At 30.5% G+C, this 9,708-nt stretch carries 8 protein-coding genes and 1 pseudogene; 4 read left to right on the plus strand and 5 right to left on the minus strand.

Going from position 1 to position 9,708, the window contains the following annotated elements; genetic code table 11:
- The 4 genes from DCO44_RS16340 to DCO44_RS16355 all read right to left on the minus strand — a co-directional run.
- Nucleotides 1-1,575 (minus strand): amino acid adenylation domain-containing protein (locus tag DCO44_RS16340; protein WP_116763730.1); only part of this gene is annotated, 1,575 nt, incomplete at its 3' end.
- A 42-nt stretch (nt 1,576-1,617) separates the two neighbouring features.
- A complete protein-coding gene (gene upp, locus DCO44_RS16345; protein ID WP_116763732.1) occupies nt 1,618-2,256 on the minus strand; it encodes a uracil phosphoribosyltransferase in 639 nt (212 codons plus the stop codon).
- Between the two features lie 12 nt (nt 2,257-2,268).
- Entirely contained in the window at nt 2,269-2,937 is a 669-nt protein-coding gene (locus tag DCO44_RS16350) for a phosphoribosylanthranilate isomerase (protein WP_116763735.1), read from the minus strand.
- A 1,046-nt stretch (nt 2,938-3,983) separates the two neighbouring features.
- A complete protein-coding gene (locus DCO44_RS16355; RefSeq protein WP_116763737.1) occupies nt 3,984-4,523 on the minus strand; it encodes a MarR family winged helix-turn-helix transcriptional regulator in 540 nt (179 codons plus the stop codon).
- Nucleotides 4,524-4,590: 67 nt separating this feature from the next.
- On the opposite strand from DCO44_RS16355, the gene DCO44_RS16360 reads away from it, so the two are divergent.
- The 4 genes and pseudogenes from DCO44_RS16360 (at nt 4,591) to DCO44_RS16375 (ending at nt 9,210) form a co-directional block, all read left to right on the plus strand.
- Nucleotides 4,591-5,460, plus strand: a complete 870-nt coding sequence (locus DCO44_RS16360) for an EamA family transporter (protein ID WP_116763739.1) — start codon at nt 4,591-4,593, stop codon at nt 5,458-5,460.
- 43 nt (nt 5,461-5,503) lie between these two features.
- On the plus strand, nt 5,504-6,121 hold the full coding sequence (locus DCO44_RS16365) for a nitroreductase family protein (protein WP_116763741.1): 618 nt from the start codon (nt 5,504-5,506) through the stop codon (nt 6,119-6,121).
- A gap of 910 nt (nt 6,122-7,031) precedes the next feature.
- The gene (locus tag DCO44_RS16370) at nt 7,032-7,988 is read left to right on the plus strand and encodes a LysR family transcriptional regulator (RefSeq protein ID WP_116763743.1); all 957 of its coding nucleotides are present in this window, start codon (nt 7,032-7,034) and stop codon (nt 7,986-7,988) included.
- A gap of 303 nt (nt 7,989-8,291) precedes the next feature.
- A pseudogene (locus tag DCO44_RS16375) lies at nt 8,292-9,210 on the plus strand (IS5 family transposase).
- 155 nt (nt 9,211-9,365) lie between these two features.
- Here DCO44_RS16375 and DCO44_RS16380 read toward each other — a convergent pair.
- Nucleotides 9,366-9,686, minus strand: coding sequence for a transposase (locus DCO44_RS16380; protein WP_116763745.1), 321 nt, complete (start codon nt 9,684-9,686; stop codon nt 9,366-9,368).
- Between the last annotated feature and the right edge of the window lie 22 nt (nt 9,687-9,708).

The raw sequence follows: 9,708 nt of genomic DNA on the forward strand, positions 1-9,708 counted from the left end.
TTCATTTGAATTGTAATCTCCTTCATAAAAACGATAATTCTTGCGTGAAAAAATTTTCTTTCTTAATTCTTGATCATCAACAGGTGGCTCAATTACATAATCAATAAAGTCGAATGTACGACTTGAATTATTATTTAGTTGAGCCTTAACTTGAGTTCTACTTTTTTTGGATTTATGGTGGCTTTCTGCAACGTTACTATCCATCAATGCAGCTTCTCTCTGATTTAATTCAACAAATGAAATTAAAAAATCAGTATTATTATTGTTTACTATAGTTGTTGCTGAATTTTTTACCCATGGGTGACTTTCTATAGATGCATTAATTTCATCTAACTCAACTCTATAGCCTCGTAATTTTACTTGATTGTCAATTCTGCCCTTAAAAATAAAATTACCAGACTGATTTAGAAAACATAAATCTCCAGTTTTATAGTAAATTTCATTACTATTTAATTTAATGAATCTTTCAGTAGTTAAGTCTTCTCTATTATAATAACCTTTAGAGTTCTGTAGCCCACTAATATACAATTCACCAATTTCTCCCTGTTTTGTATCTCTAAGATTTTTATCTAGAATACGAAATTTAACATTATCAACAGTAACTCCTAATGGAATAATATAATTATTATCTTCAGGTAATTCATGAGCTTTTACCTCAAAGTAGCTTGCATTTATCGTTGTCTCTGTTGGGCCATATAAGTTTATTAATTGAATTTTTGGTAATTTATTAAAAATTTGTTTACATAAACCTGCAGTAAGTTTTTCACCACCTGAAAATATTTTATCTAAACTTAAACATTGAGAAAACTTATCTTCAATTACTAGATTAGATAAAAGTGTAGGAACACACTGAAGAGTATTAACTTTGTGTTTATCAATATACTCGATCAACAAATCGACATTTTTGTAAATATCTACACAACCGACAATAATACAGCTACCAGCTGCTAATGATAAAATCTCCCATTGTGCTGCATCAAACCCAATTGGAGTCTTATGCAGTATTCGTGTATCTGAACCTAAGAAATTTTTTCTTTTCAGCCATTTTAATTGATTGATAATATTTAATGGGGAAATGCTGACGCCTTTGGGTGCCCCAGTACTTCCAGATGTAAAAATAATATATGTTGTATCATTAAAATAATTTTTAGTGCTTAAGATTTTAATATTTTTAGTCTTGTCTAAAAATAAATCTTCAATAGTTAAAATAGATATTTCTTTAGAAACAATTTTCTGAATTTTATATTTCAAACTATTTGTTGTTAATATATATTTTATATTACTATTATCGATAATATATTTTATTCTTAAATCTGGATACTCTACAGCCAGAGGAATATAGGCTAAATCAGCCGCAATAGCAGACCAAATACCATAAATTAAGCTTGAAGAGTTATCAATATAAATACCAATTTTATCAATATTTTTATCATTTAACTTTTGTGAAATATGTTTAACTTTTTCACCAACTTCACCATATGTAACATTATGAAAATTATCGATAATTGCTAGAGAATCTTTTCTGCTTTCAATATTTTCAATCAACATATTATATAAACTAAGATTAGTAGACATTGTTAACCCCCTTTTTAATGTAAAAATGAATTATTAAATTTATTAACTTTTTATGCCGAAATATCGATCACCAAAATCCCCAATGCCTGGTATCATAAATGAATTTTCATTCATACCTTGTTCAATTGAACTAGTTACAATTTTTAGTTCTGGATATTGAGTTAATATTCTATTTCTACCATGAGGTGAGCATAAGATATTAGCAATAATAATATTTTCAATTTTGGCACCTTCGCTAATTAGCTTATCTAAGACTAAAAAAATTGAATTTCCTGTCGCAATCATAGGTTCGAAAATAATTACTGATTTTTGTGAAAGTTTATTAGGTAGTGATTTATAAAAAAATAATGCTTCTTTAGACTCCTTATTTCTTTGCACTAATATTTTTGCGATTGGTAGATTTTTCATAATTTTATTAAATTCTGATTCCATACTTTCACCAGCTCTAATAATTGATACTCCAATTAGATCTTTTTCAAGAATATAACCTTCATAACAATTACCGATTGGAGTGATGCATTCGTCTTTTTTATAAGGTAGAAACTCAAAACATTTTTCTAAGACAATTCTTATCAATCTATCTGAATAAAATCTAAACTCTCCAAGAGATACATTTTTATCACGAATTTTCAGATGGATTGATTTAATTGACTTATTTTGTTCAATTTCGAATATTGGCACGTCAAATATCCTTTATTTCGAGAAAGATTGTTTTGCTTTTTGAACAAAAAGTTTAATTTTTTCTCTACTTTTTCTTCCACTTTCATCTTCGACTAAAGAATGTGCATCAATAGAATGGGGTCTAACAAAGTTTATTGCATCTGATACATTTTCATTTGATAAACCACCTGCCATCATTAATGGTTTTTTTGCATATTCACTTATTTTTTTACTAACATTCCAATCATGAGTTTTACCTGTAGCACCTTTTGCTCCAGTTTTAGGATCGAATGTATCGGTTATAAACATATCGACATACGGGCTCATTTGATCAATGATTTCTAGCAATTCGTCAAAATTATTTTCTTTAACAACTAGGCTTTTTAATATAAATAGTTTTTTAGCATTTTTACGAAGTTTAATCATTTCAGAAAGTGAAATATCTCCATGTACCTGTACGCCATGTACACCTAAATAATCACAGAATTCAATGATTTCATCTGCATTTGTTAAATATGAAATTAAGATTCCTTTATTATTTTCTGGTAATTCACTAATAATTTTTTTAGCATTCATTTCAGAAATGTCATCAAGTCCCGAAGGCAATCTTAGAGGAAAGCCTAGCCAATCCACACCTTCTTCAATCAGCATTTTTGCTTCTTCAGCATCTTTGATTCCAGCAATTTGTATAATGTTTTTCATGATTTGAACTCTTTTAATAGAAGTTGTTGTACAAAAATTATTTAATTTAAAACTAAACCCTTGTTAATCTAATCTTTTTTTTAAAAATAACTACTTCTAAAATTGATAAACATTTTTTACTAATTGGAAATAATTATAATTATTTGGTTATTGTTTTCTTTAAACACTATTATTCTTTTATGCGTTTTCTTGGGTTGTTTGATTTTTAATCGTCTTGATGGATGAATCTTTTCAGTAACTTCTAAATCGTAGATACAGATACAATCGCTTCATTTTATCTTGTTGGATATATCCCTTAATTGGTATATGCAAAGAAATTTGTTTAAGACTTTATTGGAGAGTCAGACAACGTTTAATTTATTTACATACAAGAGAAACAATGTTTTTAGATTTGATATATGGCATTGTTAAGCCAACTTATTTCCATACATGGACAAACAATCGTTTTATTTCGATATGTTTGATCTTACTATTATCGTATACATGTTCTAGTTAAGTAGAGATATCCTAATTGATCGAAGTATGGAAGTCAGATTCTTTTGTGTTTGGGCTTTAGGCAGGTCTATTGAACTTTCTTTCGTTTAGTAATAAGTTGCTGTATATGATAATCATTTTTGTTTAGAAAAATTAACTACTAAAAACCTCCAAATCTCAATAAGCAACGCTTCTTATGTTAAAACCTGGTGGTGAGGAACTTTTGATGCCAGATCAAAGATATTTATTCACATGTTTCTCTAACAATTAAATTTACGGAACAAGTTAGATCCTCACACCGAGATTGTCGACTAAGCTTCAGTAACGTAGATAACTGTAACTTTGAATCCTTGAGTAACAAAACGGTTTTTCTTTAGAAAGGGTCAAAATACTTTATGCTTTTAAGTTTTATTTGAATTTGGCTTCCATATGAAAGCCTAAATTCTTAGAGAAAACTAGATTTCGTAGAAATGAATTAATTCAAAAATTATAAAATACTGCTTTAAATGACTAAACATCTAAAATTAAAGTTTTCAAAATTACTATAACTATTGTTTATTTCAATATCGAGTTTAGTTATTGCTGGCTTTACTCATATTTTGGGATTCTAAAGATCTTAATAAAATTGAAAGATAAGCATTTAGATCATCTAATTGCTCAGCAGTTAAAACTGAAAGTATTTTTCGTTCATTTTCAACATGAGAATCTAGAATCTGATTTATCAATACAACCCCTAAATCTGTTAGTTGAACTAAAGAACTTCTACCATCATCAATATTAGGGATACGTTCAATTAAATTCTTTTGTTCAAGTTTTTTCAACCGATGGGTCATTGTTCCAGAAGTAATCATTAATGTTGAAAATAACTCAGTAGGACTTAGTTTGTAAGGGGAGCCTGAACGTCGAAGTGTCGCAAGCATATCAAACTCCCAAAAACTTAAATCATAAGATGAAAAATGATTTTCTAAAAATTTTTCTAAAAGTATTGCACTCCGTTTAATTCGTCCAATTGGTCCCATAGGGCTGACATCTAAATCTGGGCGTTCCTTTTCCCACTGTCTTAAAATGAGATCAATTTCATCTAAAGGGTGGTTAATATTTTCTATCTTCATTTATCTTGACTTCAAGTTAATTTACATGCAAATATGATATCTTGAAATCAAGATAAATAGAAATATTATGTCAAATTATTTTATCTCTCGCTGGATAGATATCATTATTACAGCGATAGCACCTATAATCTGGGGCTCTACGTATATTGTAACTACACAATATCTACCACCTGATAGACCTTTTACTTCAGCGCTTATACGAGTACTTCCAGCAGGAATTTTATTGTTATTGTTAACACGTAATATCCCTAAAAAAGTCGATTGGTTCAGATTACTTGTATTGGGAGCACTCAATATTGGTTTTTTTCAAGCATTTTTATTTATAGCTGCATACCGATTACCTGGTGGTTTAGCTGCTGTTTTAGGCGCTATACAACCTTTAGTTGTTATGCTTATAACATGGGTTGTAGATGGAAAATCACCTATTCAAACTGCTTTGTGGTCAGCTACGGCAGGCGTAATAGGAATGGCTATCTTATTGTTATCACCACAAACTACATTTGAACCGATAGGAATAATTGCGGCATTGATGGGTGCAATATGCATGGCATGTGGTGTCTGGTTATCATCTCACTGGAAGTTAGATCTACCATTATTACCACTTACAGGTTGGCAGCTCTTAATAGGCGGCTTAATACTGATCCCAATGGCATTTATGGTGGATACCCCATTAACTATATTAAAGCCGTCAGAACTAGTTGCATATACTTATTTAAGTCTAGCAGGTGCTTTATTAGCATATGTACTTTGGTTTAGGGGAATAAAAAAATTACCAACTGTTGCTGTCGCTTCACTAGGATTACTTAGTCCTATTACAGCAGTTGTTCTTGGTTGGATATTCTTATCTGAAAAAATATCTGGCAGTGCATTATTTGGGTTAATCATTGTTTTAACTAGTGTATTCATTGTTCAAAAAACCTCTACAAAGCTAAATTAGTCCTCAAATTTTACAATTATTTTTAATAAATTCAGGAGAAATTATGATCAATTCAATTCAAAATATTATTAAATCTCGATCATCAATAAATAACTTTCAACCAAATCGCCCACTAGATAATGCAATTATTACATTACTTGTAGATTTAGCAACTAAAGCACCGACTGCTTATAATTTACAGAATTGGCGTTTTATAGCGGTTAGCTCAGAAAATCATAAGGACTTATTGAAAGCTGCCGCATATGGGCAAAAAAAAATAAGCGAAGCTTCTGTGAGTTTTATTATATGTGGTACTTTGGATGCCCATATGCAATTACAAAAAACGCTACAACCAAATTTAAAAGCAAATATCATGGACCATGACGATATAAATTCCTGGGTAAAACAAGCAGAGACAGCCTATGATGGTAATTTACTATTACAACGAGATGAAGCAATACGGTCAGCATCACTTGCCGCTATGACACTTATGATTGCTGCTGAAGATTTGGGGTTAGGAACATGTGCTATGGGGGGATTTGATGCAATGCAAGTGATTGAAAAATTTAAATTATCCTCTGAAGATTTACCAGTGCTTATCATTGCTGTTGGTTATCCCTCAACTAATAACTGGAACCAGAAAATAAGAAAGCCTTTGGATGAAATTCTAACCATTTTATAAATAGAGATTGAATTTAGTCAAATTTAAAATAAGTTGGTATATAAGAAACCCAGTATATTAGCTACTTGAGTTCGGATTTAATCTTAAGATTCAATGGCTAATATTATTGGACCTAAATTATTAGAAAGCGTGATATAGCTTATTCTATAAATGCTTTATTGCAGAAAGTTTCATCTTTAAAATTTTCTTACTCTACTCAAATTTAGGTGACAATCTCTGTATGAAGGTCAATCTAATTCCGTAAATTTAATTGTTAGAGAAACATGTGAATGAATATCTTTGATCTGGCATCAAAATTTCCTCACCACCGGGTTTTAACATGTGAAGCGTTGCTTAGTGAGATTTGGAGGTTTTTAGTAGTTCGTTTCTTTCAACTAAATTGGTTCTTTAATTCTTTTAAGATTTGTAAATCTTTGGTTTAAGCATTCCGATCCTCAATGAATTGTCAACATTGTTTAGTTTTATAAGTCTAATTTTTATAGATTTAATCAATGTGCTCATCTCGTAGATTATGCTAAGTAAAACCTAAATGACTTGAGAATCGTAAAAATATTTGTATTCAATTGTACAATGGATATTTTTTACGATTTTAGCATTTATATAAGCGCGATTTTTGATGTTATTCGGGCTGCTATTTCTTTCTATTTCATTAGACCTCTACATAAAAGCTTTAAGCCTATCAAATTAATGAGCTAATGTAGTGAATCACGACTCTGTTGATTGCGAACAATAATGTCAATATGCATTTTCCTTCTGCAAGGAGGGCTAGTTATGGAGCTGTCTAATATAAAAAGTTTAATGAGGCTTTTAAAAATTTAGTGCCTCGTGTTAGAATTCATGATTATTTGTTAGATAATCTAACTGAATCCTTAAAATTAATTTGCTATTTAAAAAGTTAACTGTTGAATTTATGATAAATAACATTAAATCTATTAGAGTTTTTTGTGAAGTTGTTGAGAATAAAAAATTTTCAAAAGCTGCTAAAAGTCTATTTATTTCCAATTCATCTGTGTCAAAACATATTCTATTATTAGAGACGCTCTTACATGTCAGTTTGTTTAAAAGAAATACTCGAAATGTAGAATTAACTAATTATGGTGAATATTATTATCTTCAGGCTAAATCAATAATAAATCAATTGGATAGACTGAATGATAATGTTCGACAGAGTAGTTTAAGGTATAGCGGAAGAATTCGTATATCAATTCCGGTATCTTTGGGAATTATACATGTCTCATCTATTATTTCTGACTTTTTATTAAAATATAATGAAATACAAGTCGAATGCATTGTAACGGATGAGAATGTTGATATTGTTAGTGGAAATTTCGATTTTGTAATAAGAGCCTCTAAAAAGCTCGATGATAGTAATTTAATTGCAAAAAAAATCGGACTTTTTAAGCATGTACTTGTTGCTTCACCTAAATATTTTTTAGCTAAAACTATACCAAAAACTCCAAATGAACTAAAATCTCATCAATTATTATTGTATTCAGGCGCCTCAGATGTTAAGTCACTACAATTTTATGATAGAAATAGTGGTGAATATATATATATCAATAATTTAGATTATTGTATTGTTAGTGATAATAGCCTAATTTTGAAGTCGGCAGCATTAAAAGGTGTTGGAATTGTAAGAATACCTGATATTTATGTTGTTGATGAAATAAATAATAAAGAACTTGTAAGTGTGTTGGATGATTATATACTTCCAGAAAATTATATTTATATAATATATTCTAAAGAGAAAAATATACCTTCTAGAGTTAGTTTACTTATTAATTTTATCGCTGAAAGATTTGAGAGTATCAAGGTTGTTAATCGATCAGAAGAGCTAAATGAAGAACAAAACGTTAATTCATACTAATTTTTTTGTGTTAATTTTAATCGCTGATATAAATAATTTTAATGCCAATAGTTTTTGAATGATTTTTATGGTAGATATAGGGGGTAATTTTTTGTTTAAAATTCATATGGTTGTTGTTGTGATGTTAGTGGATTATAGAGTGTTGCTATTTGAGCAACTTATAAAAAATAAAATTAAAAATCGATCTCTACTATTGTTCAAACAGCTAGTTTTAATTTAGTAAATTTGTCTTAGATTCTATATGTAGATGGCTTTGTTGCGCAAAGCTGTTCGTAAGGTCTGATTAAGCAATATAATTTCCGAATGAAGAAGCCTGAACCTAAAATCTACCGTACAACCAACTGGTCCAAATACAATCAAGCCTTAGTTAATCGAGGAAACATCTCGATTTGGTTTGATCCTAAAACTCAATGGTACGCTCAACCAAAAAGTAAACATGGTCGAAATCAAACTTATTCTGACGCAGCCATCCAATGCTGCTTAATGATTAAATCCTTATTTCGTTTGTCTTTACGTATGGTCACTTGTTTTGTGCAAAGCCTCATTAAGCTTTGTGGTTTAGATTGGACAGCGCCAGATTATTCCACCATTTGCAGAGGACAAAGGCATATTGATCTTGTAATTGGCTATCAAAAAGTAGTGATGGAGTATAGATCTACTTGTCGACTCTAATGGCTTAAAGTTTTTAGGAGAAGGCGAATGGAAATGTAAGAAACATCAGCCTGAATATCGTCGCCAATGGCAAAAACTTCATATTGGTATAGATGCTCAAACCCTGCAAATACGGGCAGTTCAGCTCACAACGAATAATGTCAGTGATTCGCAAGTCCTTGGGGATTTACTAGATTAAATCCCATTGGATGAACAGATTGATTCAGTCTATACAGATGGGGGCTTCACAAAACAATGCCGTCAGGTCATTGCAGATCGGCAAGTGCATGTAGTGATTCCACCTAGGAAAAATGCGAGACCTTGTAAAGATACAAAAGTTCATTCTCGGGAGCGAAATGAATTACTTCGAACAGTTAAGCATTTAGGAAGAACAGTTTGGAAAAAATGGTCAGGTTACCATAGACGCAGTTTGCTTGAAACCAAGATGCATTGCATCAAATTATTAAGAGATAAACTCACTGCGAGAAACTTTCAAAGCCAAGTCAATGAGATTCATGCACGTGTGGCCGTATTAAATAAATTTACGGAATTAGGTCGACCTCATACCTGAGTTGTGTCTTAAATTTGACTGGCTCAGAATAGCTGTAATTTTTACATCTTTGTGCAATAAAGCCTATGTAGATTAAAGTTAATATTCCCTTTAGCTAAATATAAAACATAAGCTACATTGACTTAAATGCGATATCCAAAGCTTCTTGAAGGGTTTTATTCATCCTGAGTTATGATATGTCGAACTTTGCTCTTCAATAAAGACCATGTTCTTTCAATAGGGTTAAAATTTGGACGATATGCAGGTGGATAAATGATTCTTGTCTGATATTGTACAGCTAGGTCATCAATGGCTTTACCTTCATAAGTCGAAGTATTATCTAATAGTAATTGCCATGTCGCATAGTACTTTGTAACGTCGTACAGTTCTTTGTAAATGACACCAAACACCTGATATAGTAGACAACTTGCATAACTCATAAACCGAACAATCATTTGCTGTAATTCTGCACCGACATTTTTTGATATTTCATGCATAATTTATGCATGAAATATATTG

The organism is Acinetobacter sp. AM (assembly GCF_003105055.1).
GTDB classification, from domain to species: domain Bacteria; phylum Pseudomonadota; class Gammaproteobacteria; order Pseudomonadales; family Moraxellaceae; genus Acinetobacter; species Acinetobacter tibetensis.